Origin of the sequence: Achromobacter kerstersii (assembly GCF_902859595.1) — a bacterium.
Lineage (GTDB): Bacteria > Pseudomonadota > Gammaproteobacteria > Burkholderiales > Burkholderiaceae_B > Achromobacter > Achromobacter kerstersii.
The window spans coordinates 490,685-509,167 of record NZ_CADIJQ010000001.1 but is presented as its reverse complement, the minus strand read 5'-3'; the positions used below and the strand labels follow the sequence as shown (position 1 = coordinate 509,167).

Genomic DNA, 18,483 nt, shown 5'->3' with positions numbered 1-18,483 from the left:
ACAACGCTTCCCCAGAGGTTCGGCCGCTGCGTGGCATCGCGCGACTCTGTGGAATTAGTCTAGGAATCAACTATTTATGTGTCAAATTTATGGGTATTATTTATCTTATAAATCAGACTGATACCAAGGGCGTGCGTGGACTTTGATCTGAATCTCATGCGGGTTTTCCTGACGGTGCTGCATGAACGCAGCGTGACGCGCGCGGCGCAGCGGCTGAACCTGACCCAGCCTGCCGTCAGCTACGCGTTAGGCCGGTTGCGCGAACAATTCAACGATCCGCTTTTTGTGCGCACGGCCACCGGCATGCAGCCCACGCCCGTCGCGTTTGCGTTGGCCGACCCTATCGAACGCGGCATGAACAGCTTTGCCGAAGCCGTCAGCCTGCGCCAGCAATTCGACCCGGCCACCAGCACGCGGCGCTTCCGGCTATCGATGTCGGACATTGGTGAAATGGTGTTCCTGCCCCCGCTGATGGAACGCGTGCATGCCCTGGCCCCGCGCTTGCAGATTGAAGTGCTGGAGGTGGCGCTGGAGCATCTGCCGCACGCGTTGAAAGATGGTGAAGTGGACCTGGCCATCGGCAACCTGGCCGGCTTGGGCCGCCACACGTGTCACGCCGATCTCTTCAGCGAGCGCTATGCGTGCATGGGCCGGCGCGGGCACCCGGTGCTGTCGGCCGGCCTGACGCGCAGCCAGTTCAAACGCCTGGACCATATTCTGGTGGCCTCGCGCGCCAGCGCGCACCGCCTGCTGGACGACGTGCTGGGCGAAGCCGGCCTGCATCGTCAGCCCTATCTGACGCTGCCGCACTTTTCGGCCGCCGCCGAAATCGTGCGCCGCACCGATCTGACCGTGACGCTGCCCTACCGCGCCGCCATCTGGTTCAACCGCGACAACGCGTTCGACATCCGCCCGCTGCCCATCACATTGCCGCCCTTGTGCGTCACCGTGCATTGGCATGCGCGCTTTGAGAGCGACCCGGGCACGATGTGGCTGCGCCGCTTGGTTGAAGCCACTTTGGCGGACCGCAGCGCAACCTGAATAGTGATAAAGTGCGCGCGTGGCTATGGGAGTCCTTCCTTCTACCCCTGAAAACCTAGGGTTCCCGCTTTCCGCACCGCGCCTGCCCCTGGCAGGCGTTTTCCATTCGGGCTGCATCATGAACCCCATCTATCTGCGGCGGCGCTGCTGCCTGCTTCTGGACAAAATCCCGCGCGCAAGCGCTGACCTCGAAGACGCTACTGGCGCAGACGGCCAAGTCACCGCTGTCGAGCTGGCCGCCATTCAGGCGCAAGCCGAAGAGTTGGGCTACGTGATGTCAGACGCCGTGATCCAGCGCCTGGCCACATGGCCGCTGCCAGCCGTCACGCAAACGGGGCGCCTGCTGTTGAAGACGCTGCGCCAGATGACCGGTGCGCACCGGCCGCACCGCCCGCTGTACCCGGACTTTCCGAAGCAGGTGCAAGACCTGGACGACGCCACGCGGTATCTGGACGCCGTTCACCATTACCTGACGCTGCGCCGCATGCCGGGCGACGGCTCCGAGCGTGCGCCGCTGTTCCATGGCCGCACGCCCCGCATCATTGAACTGGGCAGCACCGAAGAATGCGAGGCCATCTTCACGCAGCTGGCGGCGTCAGCCACGTCGTTGTCGGAAGAAGACCGCACGGACCTGGCCTGGTATGTGAAGCAATACCGCGCGAACATTTTCCGGCTGATCCCCGAGGCCATTCCGTTCAAGGAAAACCTGGCGCATCTGGCCGCGAACCTGCTGGTACATGTGCCGGGCGCAGCCACAGACGCCTTCTTGCAACAGCGGCTGGACACCGCCACCGACGTGCTGCGGCTGGCGGTGGCGATAGCAGGCGGCGACGCATCACTGGCCCTGCCCACGCGCTTCGCGTCCATGCCGCGCGCCCGCCGCAAGCAGCTGCTGGGCTTGATCGAACGCCATCCGAACGCGGCCGAAGACATGCAGCGCTGGCCCGAACGCTGGAAGCGCCTGGGCGAATATCTGCACCCCGGCGAATTCGCCAGCCGCTATCCGCGCACGGCCGCCGCCTTCGCCTTGCTGCGCAGCGGCAAGCCCGCCCCCACCTTCAACAGCGCCATCGAAGCGATGCTGGAATCCGGCCAAAGCGCCAGCGCCGCGCATCGCCTGGAAAGCCGGCCGGGTGAATTCGCCCGCCGGCTGGATCACTTGCTGCGTTCTGCCGCCGACCCCGCGCCCGTGTTGGCCGGCTTTGCGCGCGTCGTAGACCAAGTGGCAACGCCCGTGCTGTTGCAGCTGTACACGCATGCGCAACACCGCGATGCGCCGGCCGCACTGCGCGTCTTCTATCCCAAGGGCGATGTGGCCAAGCTGTTTGCGGCGGGCGACACGCGCGCGCCGTTGCCCGCGGGCGTCGCCGATGCAGTGGCTCGTCTTTGCAAGACCGCCTTACTGACGCGCTTTGCCGCGCTGCCGCCGCTGGGCGACTGCTATGTTGACCCCGCGTTGCGCGACCACACGGCGCCGTTTTCCCAGCGCTCGGCATCGCGCAGCCTGCGCACGCTGGGGCGCGGCAGCAGCCTGCCGCTGCCGGACGCCGCCGTCGTGCGCCTGTTTCTATGGTGGATGAACGGTAGCGGCCGCGCCGACGTGGATTTATCCGCCGCGCTGTTCGATGCCGACTGCAACTTCGTCGACGCGCTGACCTATTACCGGCTGCAAAGCTATGGCGCGTATCACAGCGGCGACATCGTGGATGCGCCCCAAGGCGCAGCGGAATTCATCGACCTGGATCTCGCCCGTTTGCGCGAACGCGGCGTGCGCTTTGTGGTGATGATTCTGAACAGCTACACGCTGCAACCCTATTGCGATCTGCCGGAATGCTTTGCCGGATGGATGGCGCGTGAAGACGCAAATTCCGGCGAACCGTTCGAGCCGCGCACGGTGATGGACCGCGTAGACCTGGCCTCCAACACGCTGATCTGCCTGCCTTTGGCGCTGGATTTGCAAGACCAGCGCATGCGCTGGATGGACGTGGCGCTGCGTGCGCAACCCCGTCTGAATAATGTGGCGAACAACCTGTCGGGCGTGTCGCTGATGCTGCGCGCGCTGCTGTCGCGCGTGCAGCCGGATCTGCACACGCTGTTTACGCTGCATGCCGAAGCACGAGGGCGGCAGGTCGACAACGCCGATGCCGCGCAGACGGTGTTTGGCGTGCGCGACGGCATCACGCCGTTTGATACCGACCGGATACGCGCCGAGTTTCTGTAGCGGCGCGCGTGCCAACCGCCTGTGCTTGAACGGAGCCTGCCGCGATGCATGACGCATCGCGGCGTTGCGGCTCGATCTACCCCATCGCGGCCAGCATCAAATCCAGATTCTGAACGGCCGCACCCGACGCGCCCTTGCCCAGGTTGTCGAACACGGCCGTCAGCAACACCTGGCCGTGCTGCTCATTGCCATACACCGCCAGCCGCAAATCGTTGGTGCCGTTCAGCGCCTGCGGGTCCAGGTGCGACTGCTCGGCGGCTTCCTGCCGGCCCACCACCTGCACATGCGTCGTGCCTGCATAGTGCTGTTGCAGGCAATCGTGCAATTGCTGGCTGGTGACGCCCGACGGCAGCAAACGCAGGTGCAGCGGAATCGTCAGCACAATGCCCTGCCGGAACGCGCCGTAGGCCGGCACGAACACGGGGCGTTGCGTCAGCCCGGCCTGCGCTTCGATTTCCGGCGTGTGCTTGTGCGCAAGGCCCAAGCCATACAGCTGAAACGCCGGACCTTGCACGCCGCCCGCGCCTTCGTAGGCGTCCACGCTGGCGCGGCCGCCGCCCGAATAGCCCGACACCGCGTGCACCACCGCCGGATAATCCGCCGGCACCAGACCCGCCTGAATCAAGGGACGCAGCAAGGCGATGGCGCCCGTCGGGTAGCAGCCGGGGTTGCTGACGCGCTTGGCGTGGGCGATGCGCTCGGCCTGCCCCGCGCTCATTTCCGGAAAGCCGTACACCCAGCCCGGCGTGGTGCGATGCGCCGAGCTGGCGTCGATGACGCGCACCGCCGGGTTCACCACCGATGCCGCCGCCTGGCGTGCGGGTTCGTCGGGCAAACACAGAATGGCCACGTCGCAGGCGTTGATCGCCTGGGCGCGGCGCTGCGGGTCTTTGCGCTCGGCATCGGGCAGCGTCAGCAGCTGCAAATCGGGCCGGCCGTGCAGCCGCTCGTGAATTTGCAGGCCGGTCGTGCCTTGGTCGCCGTCGATAAAAACCAGGGGGTGCGTCATGACGTGCTCCGTCGCGTAAGGGATGGGGTAAAGGAAAAAGGAAAGGGAAAAAGGAAAGGAAATCAGAGAAGCCAGCCGGTATCATCGGCCTGCGCTCAACATAAGAAAAGTCGAATATCATGACCGTCAACTTCATCTTTTATGAACGACACCACCATGCGTGAAATCAGCCTTGATCGCCTGCGCACGCTGGTCGCCATTGCCGACCTGGGTTCGTTCGCGGACGCCGCGCGCGCCTTGCATCTGGCGCCGCCCACCGTCAGCCTGCATGTGGCCGACCTGGAAGCGCGCATCGGCGCACCGCTGCTGACGCGCAAGCGCGGCCAGGTCCGGCCCACCACCATTGGCGACACGCTGCTGGAGCGCGCGCGCCGGCTCCTGGCTGAAGCCGATCAGGCGTTGGACGACGTGCAGCGGCAGGTGCAGGGCTTGTCCGGACGCGTGCGCTTGGGCGCATCCACCGGCGCCATTGCCCATCTGCTGCCGCAGGCGCTGGAAACGTTGGGCCAGCGCCATGCGGGTATTGACGTGCAGGTGGCGGTGCTGACGTCCCAGGAAACGTTGCAGCGCTTAAACGACGGCACGCTGGACGTGGGGCTGGTGGCCCTGCCGCAACCGCCCATTGATGGCTTGCTGATCAAACCCTGGCGGCGTGACCCGGTCATGGCCTTTCTGCCCGCTGGCTGGCCCGCGCCCGCACGCGTCACGCCCGCCTGGCTCGCGGCGCGCCCGCTCATCCTGAACGACGCCACCACCCGCCTGTCGCGCCAAACCGGCGAATGGTTCGCCAGCGCCGGGCTGAACCCGCGTGCCCGCATCCAGCTGAACTACAACGACGCCATCAAAAGCTTGGTGGCGGCGGGTTACGGCGCGACCCTGCTGCCACACGAAACCACCGCGCCGCAGGCCGACCCGCGCATCATCATGCGCCCCCTGCGGCCGGCGTTGTGGCGTCCGTTGGGCATCGCGCACCGTGCCGAAAAGGTCGAACGCGCCACGCAGCATGTGCTGGATGTGTTGTGGGACCTGCGCGCGGCAAGCGGCGCGGCGGCGGCGTCTTAGGCCAAAACCTGGCAACCCGCCAACAAGAAGTAGGACAAACGGACAGGCCACGCCGCGCCGATGATCTATTAGAATCGCCGGGTGAACAATGATCCGTCCCCCACCACTTTGTCGCCTGCGGACTACGAACTGCTGGCCGACTTCCGATACGCACTGCGCACCTTCGCCGCCTTCAGCGAGGGCGCGGCGGCCGAGTTCGATCTAACGCCCCAACAGCATCAGACCCTGCTGGCGATCAAAGGCACACGCAAGCATCCGCCTGGCCGGCGCGGCCTGTATGTGGGCGAAATTGCCGAACGCCTGCTGATCCGTCCCCACACCGCGGCCGAGCTGGTCGGCCGGCTGGCCCGCCTTGAACTCGTCAGCCGCGAGGACGACGCCGAAGACGGCCGCCGCGTTGAGGTCGTGCTGACCCCAAAAGCCGAACGCGTGCTGGAAGGCCTGTCGGCCTCGCATCTGGAAGAATTGCGCGCCATGCGCCCGCTGCTGGGCCGCTTGCTGGCCCGCATTGACGGCGACGCAGCCTGACGCCTGGGCCCGTCCGCCGATAGCTGGCCGTCAGCTGCCGCGTGATAAATTGTCGTCCCGCGACATATTTCAAGCACGCGAGGAGACCGTTTTGGGTGTGGCAATGAAGCGCTGGCTGAGCTCGTTCGCGCCAGCGCCGGTAGGCGTCAATGGGCGCGAAAAGCTCTTTGGCGTATTGGGTGCGCTGGTCGGATTGTTCTGCACGGAATGGGTCGGCCGCCATGCGCTGGGCGGCGCAAACCCCTGGTTTATCGCGCCGATGGGCGCGTCTGCCGTGCTGCTGTTCGCCGCCCCCGCCAGCCCCTTGGCCCAGCCCTGGTCCATCATGGCGGGCAATCTGGTGTCAGCGCTGGTTGGCGTGTTCTGCGCACAGATGATTCCCGAACCGGGTGTGGCGGCTGCTGCGGCGGCGGCCCTGGCCATCGGCGCCATGTTCAGCCTGCGCTGCCTGCATCCGCCCGGCGGGGCGGTGGCGTTGACGGCGGTGCTAGGCGGCCCGTCCGTGGCCAGCCTGGGTTACGGTTTCGCGCTGTGGCCCGTGGGGCTGAACTCCCTGATCCTGCTGTGCATTGCCGTGGCATTCAACGGCGCGCTGCGCCGCAACTATCCGCGCCGCCACGCCGACCCCGCGCCCGGCCACCACACGCGCGACGCCGCCCCCAGCGCCCGCCTGGGCTTCAGCCGCGCCGATCTGGACGAGGCCCTGGCCCAACGCGGCGAACTATTGGACATCAGCAAGGAAGACCTGGAAGACATCGTGCTGGCCGCCGAACTGCGCGCCAGCCTGCGGCGTTTTGGTGACGTGACCTGTGCGGACGTCATGTCGCGCGATGTGGTCACCGTACACGAACAAGACCCGCTGGATTACGCCATCCGCCTGTTCGACAAGCACCGCCTGCAAGCGCTGCCCGTGCTGGATGCCGCGGGCCGGTATGCCGGCATGGTGGCCCAGGGCGATGTGCTGGCGCGCAAAGGCCGGCTGGCGGCCAAGACGTTGGATGGCGCCCCCGCGCCCGACCTGCTGGTGGCCGACTGCATGCGCAGCGAAGTCCCCTTCGCCACGCCGGGCCTGCCCGTGATCGAGCTGGCGCGGCCCATGTCGGACAGCTTGCATTGTGTGCCAGTGCTGGACGCGGCACGCGGCTTGCACGGCCTGGTCACGCAGTCGGATCTGGTGGCGGCGCTTTACCAGATGGCGGTGTCGGCAAGTTCGCAGTCCGGCGCCGACACGGACGCCAACAAAGAAGCCAACCCACGCTCCAAGCCGCACCCTACCCGGCGTGCCGCCTGATTCCTCCGTAGCCCTACGGATTCCGGTCCGCGGCGGCCGCAAGGCATAATTTCACGCGTGAATCCCTTATCGCGCCCCCGCGCCCTCCTCTGTTGGCTGGCCCTGTTCTGCCTGGGCGCCGTCTGGATCGCCCGTCAGGAATACGTCGACCAGTACGACCGTTTCTTCCAGAGCACCAGCGTGGCCCAACGCATGCTGAGCCAGAAGACCGTGCAGCATGAAGCCGTGCTGGCCACGCTGGCGGCGCTGTCGCACCCGCCCACCCCCGAACGCCTGTACCCCAGCTTGCATCCCGCGATGCCGCAGTTGCAGGGGCTGGGCTATCTGGCCGATGGCGCGTGGGCAGGCAGCCTGGCCCAGCCGCCGGGCCTGTCCGCCGCGCTGGACCGAGCCCGCCAACTGGGCCGGCCGGTGACGCTGCCCGTGGACGCCGCGCACTACTGGCTGATCGCGCCGTCCAGCTGGAGCCTGCTGGTGGACGCCCGCCAACTGGTCCCCGCCGCCGACTTTCCGCCGGGGCTGGCCAACCTGACGCTGACCGTGGATCAAACCCCGTTGACGCTATTGGACAAGCAGCCTGCCGACGCTTTTGGCCTGACGATGACGCTGCAAAAGCCGCTGGGTGCGGCCAGCCAGCCCTTCCCGATGCGCAGCACGCGCACGCTGACGCCTGGCTTCTGGCCATGGACCGCGTGGCTGCTGTGGGCCGTGGCCAGCGCCTTGCTGGTGGCGGGCGCCGCCGCCTGGCAGCGGTCGCACGCCGACGCGCGCCGGCAACAGGAACAGGTGCGCCTGGCCGCCATGGCGCGCCTGAGCACGCTGGGCGAAATGGCGGCCGGCATCGCACATGAATTGAACCAGCCGCTGACCGCCATCTTGGCGCATACGCGCGCCGCCGAACGCCTGCTGGACGACGAGGAAGAACGCCCCGCCGTGCGCCATGCGCTCTTGGCCAGCGCCGAACAGGCCAAGCGCGCGGCCGACATCATCAGCCGCATGCGCGCACTCGTCCAACCCAGCTCGCCGGCCCGCCGGGAAGCGCTGGACCCGGATGCGCTGGTGGCATCGCTGCGCTTTCTGCGCGAACCGGAACTGGCCCGTCAGGGCATCCGCCTGAGCTGGCACAACACCAGCCCCGGCGCGCGTCCGCTGGGCGACCGTGTGGCGCTGGAGCAGATTTTGCACAACCTGGTGCAGAACGCGGCGGATGCGGTGGCGGCCAGCGACGGCCCGCGTCACATCCGGCTGGAAGGCCACGCGCAAGGCGGCGACTATCTGTTCACCGTCACCGACACCGGCCCCGGCATCCCGCCCGACGCCCTGCCCAAGCTATTCGCGCCGTTCTACACCACGCGCCCGCACGGCATGGGCCTGGGGCTGGCGCTGTGCGAGACGCTGGCCGGCTCCATGGACGGCCGCATCGCCGTCCGCAATATCAGCCCATCGGGCGCCTGCTTTACCGTGAGCCTGCCGCGCTCGGGAGCCCCCGCATGACCGCTCAAGATCTCCGCACGCTGGAACATTCGCCCCTGGTCTATCTGGTGGATGACGACGACGCCGTGCGCGACGGCCTTGCCCTGCTGCTGCGTAGCGTGGGGTTGCGCAGCGCGGGCTTTGGCGACCCGCTGGCCTTTCTGGCGCAGTTGACGCCCAGCGCCATCGGCTGTGTCGTGCTCGACATCCGCATGCCCGGCATCAGCGGGCTGGACGTGCTGACCCGTCTGGCCGATCAGTCCGACCTGCCTGTCGTCATGCTGACCGGCCATGCCAACGTGGACCTGTGCCGCCGCGCCTTCAAGGGCGGCGCCATGGAATTCCTGCAAAAGCCGGTGGACGACGATGTGTTCCTGGACGCCGTGCAAGCGGCCGTGCGCACCCACATCGCCAGCCGCGAACGGCTGGCCGTGACGCAGGCCGCCACCGAGCGGCTGGCGCGTTTATCCGGCCGTGAACACGAGGTGTTGGAACGCATCGTGCAAGGCATGAGCAACAAGGAAATCGCGCGCGAATTTGATTTATCGCCGCGCACGGTGGAAACGTATCGGGCGAATGTCTTTGCGAAGCTGGAAGCGGATTCCCTGGCGCAATTGATCCGCCAGTACGCGACGTTGCTGGATTAGATCGCCTCCGTATCCCTACGGAGGTTTGGGCGTAATCGGGCGTATACCGCCCGCGGCGCGTTTTGGCCACACTGACTGCTCCTACCGAACCCCTTCAAAAACTAGGATGCAGACCATGAACCGGATCACGCTCGCCACCCTGATGTCTACGCTGGCGTTTGCCGGCGCCGCCAACGCCGCCGTGCTGAACGAAAGCAATCTGTCGATGGCTGACGCGCAAAAGCTCGCCACCGCCACCGTCGCCGCCTGCCAGGCCAAGGGCTACAACGTCAGCGCGTCCGTCGTTGACCGCGCCGGTCTGCTCAAGGCCTTTGCCCGCGCCGACAACGCCGGCCCGCACACCATCGAAGCCAGCCGCGCCAAGGCCTTCACCGCCGTGTCCGCCAAGACCCCGACGCTTGCCATGATGGAAAACGCGCAAAAGAATCCGGGCGCGGCCAACCTGACCGACATCCCGGGCTTCCTGCTGCTGGGCGGCGGCGTGCCGGTCAAGGCCGGCGCCAATGTCATCGGCGCGATCGGCGTGGCCGGCGCCCCGGGCGGCAACCTGGACGCCCAGTGCGCCGACACGGTGCTGGAAGAGAACGCCGCCCTGTTCAAGTAAGACGCGGTTGGGGGCTGGCAGCGGCGGGGGCTCTCACCACCCGCAGCGCCGCCCAGATCCCCGCAAAGCAGGCGGCGCCAAACACCCAGCCCGACAACGCGCCGGCCATCACGCCGGACAGCAGCGTGCCCACGGTGCACCCTAGCGCCGTCATGCCCCCCCAGCCCATCAAGACGCCGCCCGCGAAGTTACGCAGCACGTCTTTCAGCGAGGGCAGCCGCGGCCGGAATGCGCCCGCCGCCAAGGCCGCCGCCCACGCGCCCGCTACCAACGCCAGCACGAACGCACCGTTGTTCGACAGCAGCACGTGCTTGACCGCCGTGGCGCACCCCGCAAACGTATCCAGGCCTTCGAGCCGATCGGGCAATCCGCCCGCACGCTGAGCCAGCGTGCGCGCCACGCTGCCAAGTTCCGCTGTCACGCCCAGCGGCGCAATCCGCAAGTACGCCATCACCCCGATTGCCCCGACCAGAATGCCCCCCACCGCAGGCGGCCAGCGCTCGTGCAAGACCGCATGCCAAGGCGATACCGCCCGCTGTGGCAACGCCGTCTGCGCGCCGCCACGACGAACCACCGCCCACGCCAGCGCCAGCAGCACCGCGCCCTGCAACAGCACCGTGCCGCCATACCCCAATTGCTGCGGCAGCCAGACGACAGGCGCCTGCTGAATCACCGCCAGGTACAGCGCGTTCCAGGTTGCAAAGCCCAGCACAAAACCCACGCCCGCGCCCAACAGCGCAAAGGGCGAGGCCAGCGCCCCTTCGCCCAGCCGGTAGAAATGCGCGCTGATGCACGAGCCCGACACCCGCATGCCAATCCCGAAGACGAACGCGCCCGCCACCAGCGCCACGCTGACCGGCCCAATGTGCGCGCCGGGCGGCAGGCGGTCTGCCGACGGAATCGGCAGAAACGCGCCGAACACCGCGTGATACCCCAGCATGCCCACGCCCAGCGCCAGCAACACGGCGAACATGCCGGCGGTTTCCTTCTTGTCGATGAAGTCGCGGGCAATGCAGTAGAAACAGAAACGCGAGCGTTGCAGCACAATGCCAAACGCCGCCCCCAGCAGCACGGACAAGGCCAGGCTGCGCCCGCCATCAGGCAGGGGCGCCAGCAGCCACGCTGCCGCAACAACGGCCGCCAGCACGGCGGCGGTCGACCCATAGCGCAACGTCGTCACGTCAGGTCTTGCCCCACACAGTGCCGGCGGGGTTCGTGATGGGCGAGCCGACGCTGTTGCCGTATTCCGTCCACGAGCCGTCGTAGTTGCGCACGTCATAGCCCAGCAGTTTCTTCAGCGCAAACCACGAATGGCTCGACCGTTCGCCAATGCGGCAATACGTGATGATGGGCTGGCTGCCGTCCACGCCGGCCGCCTGGTAGATGGCCTTGAGTTCGTCTGCCGGCTTGAAGGTGCCGTCATCCGCCACCAGCTTGCTCCACGTGACGTTGACCGCGCCCGGCACGTGGCCCGCGCGTACGGCCAGTTCCGGCACACCATTGGGCGCGAAGATCTTGCCGTTGTATTCATCCGCCGACCGGATATCGACCAGCACGCCCTGCTTTTCCTTGCGCGCCACAGCCAGCACGTCTTGCAGATGCGCGCGCAGTGCCGCGTTAGGCGTCTTGATCTGCGCCGTGCCAGCCGGCTGAATCTTCGCGCTATTGGCCAGCGGCCGCCCTTCGGCTTCCCACTTCTTGCGGCCGCCATCCAGAATCTTCACGTTGTCGATGCCGTAGATATCAAAAATCCACGCGCCCCAGGCAGCGAACCAATTGTTGTTGTCGCCGTACAGCACGGTGGTGGTGTCGGCATTGATGCCGGAGCGCGCCAGCAGCGCCTGGAATTGCTTGGGCGGCGCGATGTCGCGGTTCACGGTATCGACCAGATCGGTATGCCAGTTCACATTGGCCGCGCCCGGGATGTGGCCGCGTTCGAACAGGCCCGGGTTCACGCTGACCTCTACGACGCGCACCTTGGGATCGTTCAAGTTCTTTTCCAGCCACTCTGTCGTGACCAGAAATTTGGCGTGTTGCGCCGCCGCCGGCACGGCGGCAAAGGTGGCCAGCATGGCGACCGCGCCGGCGAGCATCTTGCGTAGGGACATCGGATTCTCCTGTTTGCGGCGGCTGATGCGCCGTTCAAACCGGACAATATCGGCTTGCCTGCCTGGCACGAACGACATTGTTTTCATATTCTGATTACTCGTTCAGAGTGTTGTCAGCAATGAAAACGCTGCATGTTTTCGCGCGGCACGCTAGGCTTACGCCGCTCACGTCCTATTCTGTCCCCCACCCACATGCCCCTGCCTCCGCGCCCCGCTCTGCTGGATGAAACGTTGCGCATCGTCGCGCGCCGCTATCGCGTGCCGCCCACACCCGCCGTCACCCCGGATGCGCAGAACGGGCATAGCGCCACCGCACTGGCGTTGGCGATCGACCAGGCGCGGCAAGCGCTGGCCCACGGCGACACGCCCCGCCCTGAAATTGAACGCGCCTTCATTGACGCCTTGGCGCAACTGATCCGCGGCGCCATGCGTGAAGGCCAGGGCGACCCTGCCATCCAGGCCATGGAACTGCGCCATCGCGTGGCGACCGTGCGCGAGTACGCATCGCTTAGCGCAGGCGCCGACGCGGACCGCCGCGAAATCCTGGCCGCCGCCAATGCCATCGCACACCCCGCCAAACTCGCGCGCATGCCACGCGGCTTGCAGGCGGACGCCTTGGCCGACGTGCAGGCGGCCGCATCCTCCGGGTCATGGACGGTGTTGGCGGATGCCGTGCAACAGCTGCGCGACATGCCCGAAACGATGGGCGACGATCCGCTCGCCCGGGGCTGCGCCCGCCTGCTGGATAGCGCTGCCCTGACCCGCCTGCAACGGCTGGACGCGCTGGCGGCGGACGCGCGGGTGCGCCATTACCAATCACTGTGGGATCGCAACGGCCCGCGGCCGGGCAGCGCGACAGCGTTACGGCAGGGTACCGACGCCCAACAACGCGGCGCGGCCGTCGAGGCGTTGGCGGCGCAAGCGCTGGAAGTCTTGGCGCAGCGCCTGAATGCAAGCGAGACCCGCACCACGAAGGCACGCGCTATCGACGAGGGTGCCATTGATGAGCGTGCCCCTGATGAGCATGCCAGTGATGAGCATGCCACTGATGAGCGCGCCGCCGACGACCGCGCCGCCAACGTCACCGCGCCCTATCGCGTGGTGACGTCGATGCGCGTGCCGCCTTCGCTACCCGCCAGCGCCGATCGCGCGAAAAGCGAATGGGACGCCGCATTGTTGCGCCAGTCCGACGCGATCGATGCCGCGACTGCCACGCCCGCTTGGGATCTCTGCCTGCTGGTCGAAGCCAAAGCCTCCGTTGACGCCGCCAGCACGGACTTGCCCCGATTGTTGCGCGGCCTGCAACTGCTGGCGCATGCGGACAGCAACACCACGTACCCGTTCAAGACGCAGCAAGGCATCGTGCCGCTACGCGGCGAGTCCTTGCGCGCGTTGCCGGCAGACGGGCCTGGCTTGGCGGACACGGTCCTGTACTGCTGCGACGCGCCGGCCGACCCCTCGCCCCGCCTGCTCAATGCCGCCAGCCGCATGCAATTGTTGTCTGCCCCTGCCAGCATCGCGTTCGCCAGCCAGCTCGCCCAAGGGCTGCCCGCGGACATCGAAACGCTGCACCCCGTCTGGCATTCGTTACTGACCTCTCCGCAATGGGCAGGCGTGCTCAATCAGTACCCGCAGCTGCACCAGGTCCGTGCATTAATGGTGCACACCGACGACCTGTTGGACGCCGCGCACACCGCACACCTGTAACACGCCGCTGTCAAGTTTTCCACGTAAAATCCCGCAGCCGACGCCTGTATCGGCGCACTGCCTATACCCGCCGGGATGCACGTCGATCTCTTCACCCTTTATCTCCTTGTCATCGGTACGCTGCTTGCCAGCGCTGGGATGACCTACTGGGAACACCGGACCCACTCCACACGCAGCAAGGCGTTAGGGATGTTCGCCGCAGGCTTCGCCACGCTTGCCGCCGGTTGTACCGTCGTGCTGCTGCGCGGCTACCTGCCCGCGTCGATCGGGCCGGGTCTTAGCAACCTCATCATCCTTAGCGGTTATCTGCTCGTGCTGCACGGCGTGGCGTCGTTCAATGGGCGGCAGTACCGCGCGGCGTCCATCGGATTGCTGATCGTGATGGCCGTCCTGTGGGCGGTTGCCGGCGCGCAGTGGCGAGGCGTGATGTGGGCCTATGTCAGCGCGGCGCCCATTGCCGCCATCGCGGCGATGACCGCGTGGGAAATGTGGCGATGCGCGCCAATGAAGGCGTTGTCGTCGCGCTACTTCGTCATCGTCGTCACCGTCATCCACGCGCTGTTCTACGCCTTTCGCGCGTTCATCCTGCCTTGGCTGGTTGCCACGTACGGCCCGGACGCACAGGTAATGGCCAGCAACATCACCATGTACGAAGGCGTGCTGTATTCGGTGCTGCTGCCCATGGCGCTGCTCAAGCTTGTTCGTGAAGAAGCGCATGGGCAGTTGCTGCAAGAATCGCAAACGGATTACCTGACACGCTTGGGCAACCGCCGCTGGTTTTTCGAGGAAGGCGCGCGCCTCATCCGCGACAGCGCCGGCCGCGCGCCCATCGCCGTGCTGGCCTTTGACCTGGACCACTTCAAATCCATCAACGACCGTCACGGCCACGAGACGGGCGACAAAGTTCTGAGGGCCTTCGCTGACATCGCCCAACGTGTCGTGGGCCCCGGCGTCATGCTGGCCCGGCTGGGCGGCGAAGAGTTCGCCGCGCTGCTGACGGGCGACCCCGCACGCCGCGCGCAAGCGTTGGGCGAAACGATGGCGGCACACTTTGCCGCCACCCTTGCCGAACACATCCAACGTGGCGACGTGCAGGCCACGGTCAGTATCGGTCTGGCAAGATTCGAACAAGACGCGCCGCCATTAAGCGAAGCGCTGGCCGCTGCCGACCGCGCCTTGTATCGCGCCAAGTCCCTGGGCGGAAACCGGCTGGAACTCGCGTAGCGGGCACACTTAACCGCCACGCTTAACCGCCTCACTTAACCGCCACACGTAGCGGGCACACTGAGCGGGCACACTCAGGCGGCAAACTCAGGCGGCACACTCAGCCGGCATCAGCCGGCCCACAGCTGACTGATGCCGGCTGAGTGTGCCAGGATGCAGTCACTCCGCTTCGTTGATGATGTTGTCCAGCGCGCGCACCTCATCCTCAGGCAGCACCAGATCCCCCGCCGTCAGGTTTTCGCGCAGATGCGCAACCGATGAAGTTCCCGGAATGACCAGGATGTTCGGCGACCGCTGAAGCAGCCATGCAATCGCCACCTGCATCGGCGTGGCGTTCACGCGCTGCGCTACCACGGTCAGCGTGGCCGATTGCAGCGGGCTGAAGCCACCCAACGGAAAGTACGGCACATAGGCGATGCCGTCCTGCGCCAGCGCGTCGATCAGTGCATCATCGTCGCGGTGCGCCAGGTTGTACTGGTTCTGCACGCAAACGATGTCGCAGATGCCTCGGCCTTCCTGCACCTGGGCGGCCGTCACATTGCTCAACCCGATGTGGCGCACCAAGCCGCGCTGCTGCAACGCCCGCAACGCCGACAGCGGTTCGGCAATCGAGCCTTCTTCCGGCCCGTGCACGCCGAACATGATGCGCAGGTTCACGACATCCAGCACGTCCAGCCCCAGATTGCGCAAGTTGTCTTCCACCGCGCGCGTCAGTTCGTCGGCCTTGTCGGCACGAATCCATGACGCATCCTCGCCGCGCCGCGCCCCAATCTTCGTCACCAGCACCAGGTCATCGGGATACGGCGACAACGCTTCGCGGATCAGCTGGTTCGTGATGTGCGGGCCGTAGAAATCGCTGGTGTCGATATGGTTCACACCACTGGCCACGGCCTCACGCAGTACCGTCAGCGCCGCATCGCGGTTGCGCGGCGGGCCGAACACGCCGGGGCCGGCCAACTGCATCGCGCCGTAACCCAGGCGTTTGACCCGCTTGGTACCCAGGGCATAGGTGGCTTCGTTCGATGTGGGCTGCATGTCGGATCTCCTGAAGGAAACGGAAAGCGTAAACCTTTTCGTCGCCTTGGATAATCAGGCAGATTTCGTTGCCCCGGGGCAACGGCGCCCAGCCTTCCTACGGCTGATGCCGAGGCCCCGGGGCGCGCAGGCCCAGCCGCCCTACTTCGCCGGAATCAAGCTGATGTCATGGCTGCCATCACGTTCCAATTGCGCCACCAGCCCCAGCTCCCAGTCCAGGTATTCCCGAAAGCCGTCATCGCGCGCCGCCAGATCATCAAACAGATACGGGCTGATGCTCTGATCGTCGTCACCCGTCAAGACCCCCGCTGCGCCCGTGGCCAGCGGCAGGCCCTCTGCCTTCCAGGCGCGCGTGCCGCCCAGCAGATATTGCACCGGCCGCTTGCTGCGCCAAGCCAGTTCGGCCGCCACCACGCTGGCCAATACGCCATCGGACGACGTCAGCACAATCACGCGCGGATCATCCGGCGACAGGAATTCCGCCAGCCGATCCGGCGCCGCAAAACGCGTGCCGGGCACATGCCCGCATTCATACGCCACGCGCGATTCCACATCAAACACAATGGCCTCGTCCGCGTTCAACGCCGCATGCAGCGCCTGCGCACGCACGCCGGCCGCCTCCGGACGATGACGCAATACGCGGCGCGGCTCCACGCCGCTTTGCAACGGCGCCAACGCGGGGGGCTGATACAGATAGACCTCGACCGCGCCCAACTGCGCGAGCCATGCGCCCGTCGTCAACGCGCGCACGCCATCCCAATCCGCCAGCACCACGCGCGCGCGGCGCGTGGCCAGATACTCGTCAGTGGCTTGCACCAACTGCCCGCCCGGCGCCCAACGCCATCCTTCCAGATGACCGGTCTCGTACTCTTCACGCGTACGCACGTCGAACTTGAACAAGGTGCGCGTCGCGTGCTCGGCTTCAAAGGCGTGCAGCGTCGCGGTGTCGATATACCCAATGCCTGCCCGCTGCGCCACATCGCGCGCTTGTTCCCGCGCGGCCGCCAATGCCGGCGCGCCCGGTTCCGGCAGCGCGGCGCGCCGGCCATAGGCAAGCTCCCGGCCCGACAGCAGCCATTCCATCGTGCCGTTGCGCAAGGACGCCACGCGGTTCGGAATGCCCGCATCAATCAGCGTCTGCGCGCCCACAATGCTGCGCGTACGGCCGGCGCAGTTCACCACCACAAACGTCTTCGGGTCAGGCGCCAGTTCGCGGATGCGATAAACCAGCTCCGCGCCCGGCAGGCTATGCGAGAACGGCAACGTGAAATTGTGGAATTCCTCCGGCGTGCGGCTGTCCACCACCACGATGTCGTCGCCGCGCGCCACGCGTTCGTGCAGTTCCTCCACATCAATCCACGGCGTGTGCTTCTCGTGCTCGATCACTTCCCCAAACGCCTTGCTTGGCACGTTGGTGCCCGAGAACAGTTCCAGCCCCGCACGCTCCCAGCCATCCGTGCCCCCTTCCAGCACGGACACGTCCGTCCACCCCAACCGCGTCAGCTTGGCCGCAGCCTGATGGGACTGCGATTCGTCGTCGTCCACCAGCACGATGCGCGTGTCGCGTCTTGGCACCAACCGGTCGGCCAGTACTTCCAGACGCCACAGCGGCGCAGGCACCGCCACCAGCAAATGGCGGCGCGCATACCGGCCCGCCTCGCGCACGTCCAGCACGGCGATTTCGGCGTCGCCCCGCAGTTCCTCTTGCAAGGCCTGGGCAGACACGCGCGCATGGTAGATGGCGGCAGGCGGCGAGAACGTGCGATACGTGCCGCCCTCGGTGCTTTCGAACACCACGCGGCCATGCAGCCGGTCCAGCGCCAAGCCGTAGAAATGCAGATGCGCGCCGGGTTCGTCGCCCACCAATTCAATGGTGTGCACGTCGTCCGGCCCCAACACGATGGAGTTGCCCGGCCCCACGTCCACGCGGCGCACGGGCGTCAAGGCATCGCGCAATGGGTCTGCGGTGCCCGCACGCGCATACACCTCGTTGCGCTCGTTGCCACGCACGCCCGCAATGATGGCCCAGGTCGTGTGGTCATGCGGCGGCTGCGCCTTGCCCGGTTCACCGAGCGACAAGTAGAGCGCGTAGCCGCCGTCGACATCTTCGGCCAACCGATAAATAGAGGTGGGGCGGCCCGGCACCACGGCAAACGCGTCTGCGGGAAAGAGGTCGCGCCGCTGGCCCAAGGCCTCCAACAGCGCCGCCACCCGCGCCAGCTGTTCCGGCGTAGCGTGCGCAGATTCTGGAACAAGTCCGCGCACCTGCGCGATGAACGCGCGAACCGCTTCTGCGCATGCGGTATGCGTGCTGTGGGCCGGCGCGGCCGCGGGGGAAGAAGTGCTCATGAGATGACCTGAACGTCCGGGTTGAAGAGACCTTCAGGCTACGTGCGCGCTGGGCGGCGGACAACGTAGAAATGCGTCTATGGATATGCGCGCAATGGCGGATTTGGGGTGCAGAGCGGCGGATTCTGTCAGGGCGGCCGCAATATCAGACTCCTTCTATAGACGGCGCTGTCGACGATTGCCG

At 66.5% G+C, this 18,483-nt stretch carries 15 protein-coding genes; 10 read left to right on the top strand and 5 right to left on the bottom strand.

Annotated elements, in window-relative coordinates; genetic code table 11:
• Positions 1-156: 156 nt before the first annotated feature.
• Both HV765_RS02260 and HV765_RS02255 read left to right on the top strand, forming a co-directional pair.
• Positions 157-1,041, top strand: coding sequence for a LysR family transcriptional regulator (locus tag HV765_RS02260; RefSeq protein WP_175168629.1), 885 nt, complete (start codon positions 157-159; stop codon positions 1,039-1,041).
• Between the two features lie 118 nt (positions 1,042-1,159).
• A complete protein-coding gene (locus HV765_RS02255) occupies positions 1,160-3,262 on the top strand; it encodes a TerD family protein (protein ID WP_175168628.1) in 2,103 nt (700 codons plus the stop codon).
• 76 nt (positions 3,263-3,338) lie between these two features.
• Here HV765_RS02255 and argC read toward each other — a convergent pair whose 3' ends face one another.
• Positions 3,339-4,271, bottom strand: coding sequence for an N-acetyl-gamma-glutamyl-phosphate reductase (gene argC, locus HV765_RS02250; protein WP_175168627.1), 933 nt, complete (start codon positions 4,269-4,271; stop codon positions 3,339-3,341).
• Between the two features lie 156 nt (positions 4,272-4,427).
• Here argC and HV765_RS02245 point away from each other — a divergent pair, with 156 nt between their 5' ends.
• The 6 genes from HV765_RS02245 (at position 4,428) to HV765_RS02220 (ending at position 9,876) form a co-directional block, all read left to right on the top strand.
• Entirely contained in the window at positions 4,428-5,333 is a 906-nt protein-coding gene (locus HV765_RS02245) for a LysR family transcriptional regulator (protein ID WP_054422944.1), read from the top strand.
• An 81-nt stretch (positions 5,334-5,414) separates the two neighbouring features.
• Entirely contained in the window at positions 5,415-5,861 is a 447-nt protein-coding gene (locus HV765_RS02240; RefSeq protein ID WP_175168626.1) for a MarR family winged helix-turn-helix transcriptional regulator, read from the top strand.
• Positions 5,862-5,964: 103 nt separating this feature from the next.
• Positions 5,965-7,152 carry an HPP family protein gene (locus HV765_RS02235; RefSeq protein ID WP_175168625.1) on the top strand — a complete coding sequence of 396 codons (1,188 nt, stop codon included), beginning with the start codon at positions 5,965-5,967 and terminating at the stop codon, positions 7,150-7,152.
• A gap of 57 nt (positions 7,153-7,209) precedes the next feature.
• Entirely contained in the window at positions 7,210-8,646 is a 1,437-nt protein-coding gene (locus HV765_RS02230; RefSeq protein WP_175168624.1) for a sensor histidine kinase, read from the top strand.
• Positions 8,643-9,272, top strand: coding sequence for a response regulator transcription factor (locus HV765_RS02225; protein WP_175168623.1), 630 nt, complete (start codon positions 8,643-8,645; stop codon positions 9,270-9,272). The genes HV765_RS02230 and HV765_RS02225 overlap by 4 nt, the downstream gene beginning before the upstream one ends.
• Positions 9,273-9,387: 115 nt before the next feature.
• Complete coding sequence (locus tag HV765_RS02220; RefSeq protein WP_054423339.1) at positions 9,388-9,876, top strand: GlcG/HbpS family heme-binding protein; 489 nt, start codon at positions 9,388-9,390, stop codon at positions 9,874-9,876.
• Here HV765_RS02220 and HV765_RS02215 read toward each other — a convergent pair.
• Positions 9,869-11,056, bottom strand: a complete 1,188-nt coding sequence (locus HV765_RS02215) for a YeeE/YedE family protein (protein WP_254600406.1) — start codon at positions 11,054-11,056, stop codon at positions 9,869-9,871. The genes HV765_RS02220 and HV765_RS02215 overlap by 8 nt on opposite strands.
• Position 11,057: 1 nt before the next feature.
• On the bottom strand, positions 11,058-11,984 hold the full coding sequence (locus HV765_RS02210) for a sulfurtransferase (protein WP_175168621.1): 927 nt from the start codon (positions 11,982-11,984) through the stop codon (positions 11,058-11,060).
• Between the two features lie 192 nt (positions 11,985-12,176).
• On the opposite strand from HV765_RS02210, the gene HV765_RS02205 reads away from it, so the two are divergent.
• Entirely contained in the window at positions 12,177-13,691 is a 1,515-nt protein-coding gene (locus tag HV765_RS02205; protein WP_175168620.1) for a 3-deoxy-D-arabino-heptulosonate 7-phosphate synthase, read from the top strand.
• A gap of 75 nt (positions 13,692-13,766) precedes the next feature.
• Positions 13,767-14,915, top strand: coding sequence for a GGDEF domain-containing protein (locus HV765_RS02200; protein ID WP_175168619.1), 1,149 nt, complete (start codon positions 13,767-13,769; stop codon positions 14,913-14,915).
• A gap of 159 nt (positions 14,916-15,074) precedes the next feature.
• Here HV765_RS02200 and HV765_RS02195 read toward each other — a convergent pair whose 3' ends face one another.
• Positions 15,075-15,950 (bottom strand): aldo/keto reductase family oxidoreductase, encoded by an 876-nt coding sequence (locus HV765_RS02195; RefSeq protein ID WP_175168618.1) that lies wholly within the window; start codon positions 15,948-15,950, stop codon positions 15,075-15,077.
• A 141-nt stretch (positions 15,951-16,091) separates the two neighbouring features.
• Positions 16,092-18,299, bottom strand: a complete 2,208-nt coding sequence (locus HV765_RS02190; protein ID WP_175168617.1) for a rhodanese-like domain-containing protein — start codon at positions 18,297-18,299, stop codon at positions 16,092-16,094.
• Positions 18,300-18,483: the final 184 nt, after the last annotated feature.

Bases quoted from the DNA above. Each gene is read 5' to 3' on its own strand.
- HV765_RS02260 (WP_175168629.1), top strand. From the start codon at position 157: ATGCGGGTTTTCCTGACGGTGCTGCATGAACGCAGCGTGACGCGCGCG.
- HV765_RS02255 (WP_175168628.1), top strand. From the start codon at position 1,160: ATGAACCCCATCTATCTGCGGCGGCGCTGCTGCCTGCTTCTGGACAAA.
- argC (WP_175168627.1), bottom strand. From the start codon at position 4,271: ATGACGCACCCCCTGGTTTTTATCGACGGCGACCAAGGCACGACCGGC.
- HV765_RS02245 (WP_054422944.1), top strand. From the start codon at position 4,428: ATGCGTGAAATCAGCCTTGATCGCCTGCGCACGCTGGTCGCCATTGCC.
- HV765_RS02235 (WP_175168625.1), top strand. From the start codon at position 5,965: ATGAAGCGCTGGCTGAGCTCGTTCGCGCCAGCGCCGGTAGGCGTCAAT.
- HV765_RS02225 (WP_175168623.1), top strand. From the start codon at position 8,643: ATGACCGCTCAAGATCTCCGCACGCTGGAACATTCGCCCCTGGTCTAT.
- HV765_RS02220 (WP_054423339.1), top strand. From the start codon at position 9,388: ATGAACCGGATCACGCTCGCCACCCTGATGTCTACGCTGGCGTTTGCC.
- HV765_RS02210 (WP_175168621.1), bottom strand. From the start codon at position 11,984: ATGTCCCTACGCAAGATGCTCGCCGGCGCGGTCGCCATGCTGGCCACC.
- HV765_RS02205 (WP_175168620.1), top strand. From the start codon at position 12,177: ATGCCCCTGCCTCCGCGCCCCGCTCTGCTGGATGAAACGTTGCGCATC.
- HV765_RS02200 (WP_175168619.1), top strand. From the start codon at position 13,767: ATGCACGTCGATCTCTTCACCCTTTATCTCCTTGTCATCGGTACGCTG.
- HV765_RS02195 (WP_175168618.1), bottom strand. From the start codon at position 15,950: ATGCAGCCCACATCGAACGAAGCCACCTATGCCCTGGGTACCAAGCGG.
- HV765_RS02190 (WP_175168617.1), bottom strand. From the start codon at position 18,299: ATGAGCACTTCTTCCCCCGCGGCCGCGCCGGCCCACAGCACGCATACC.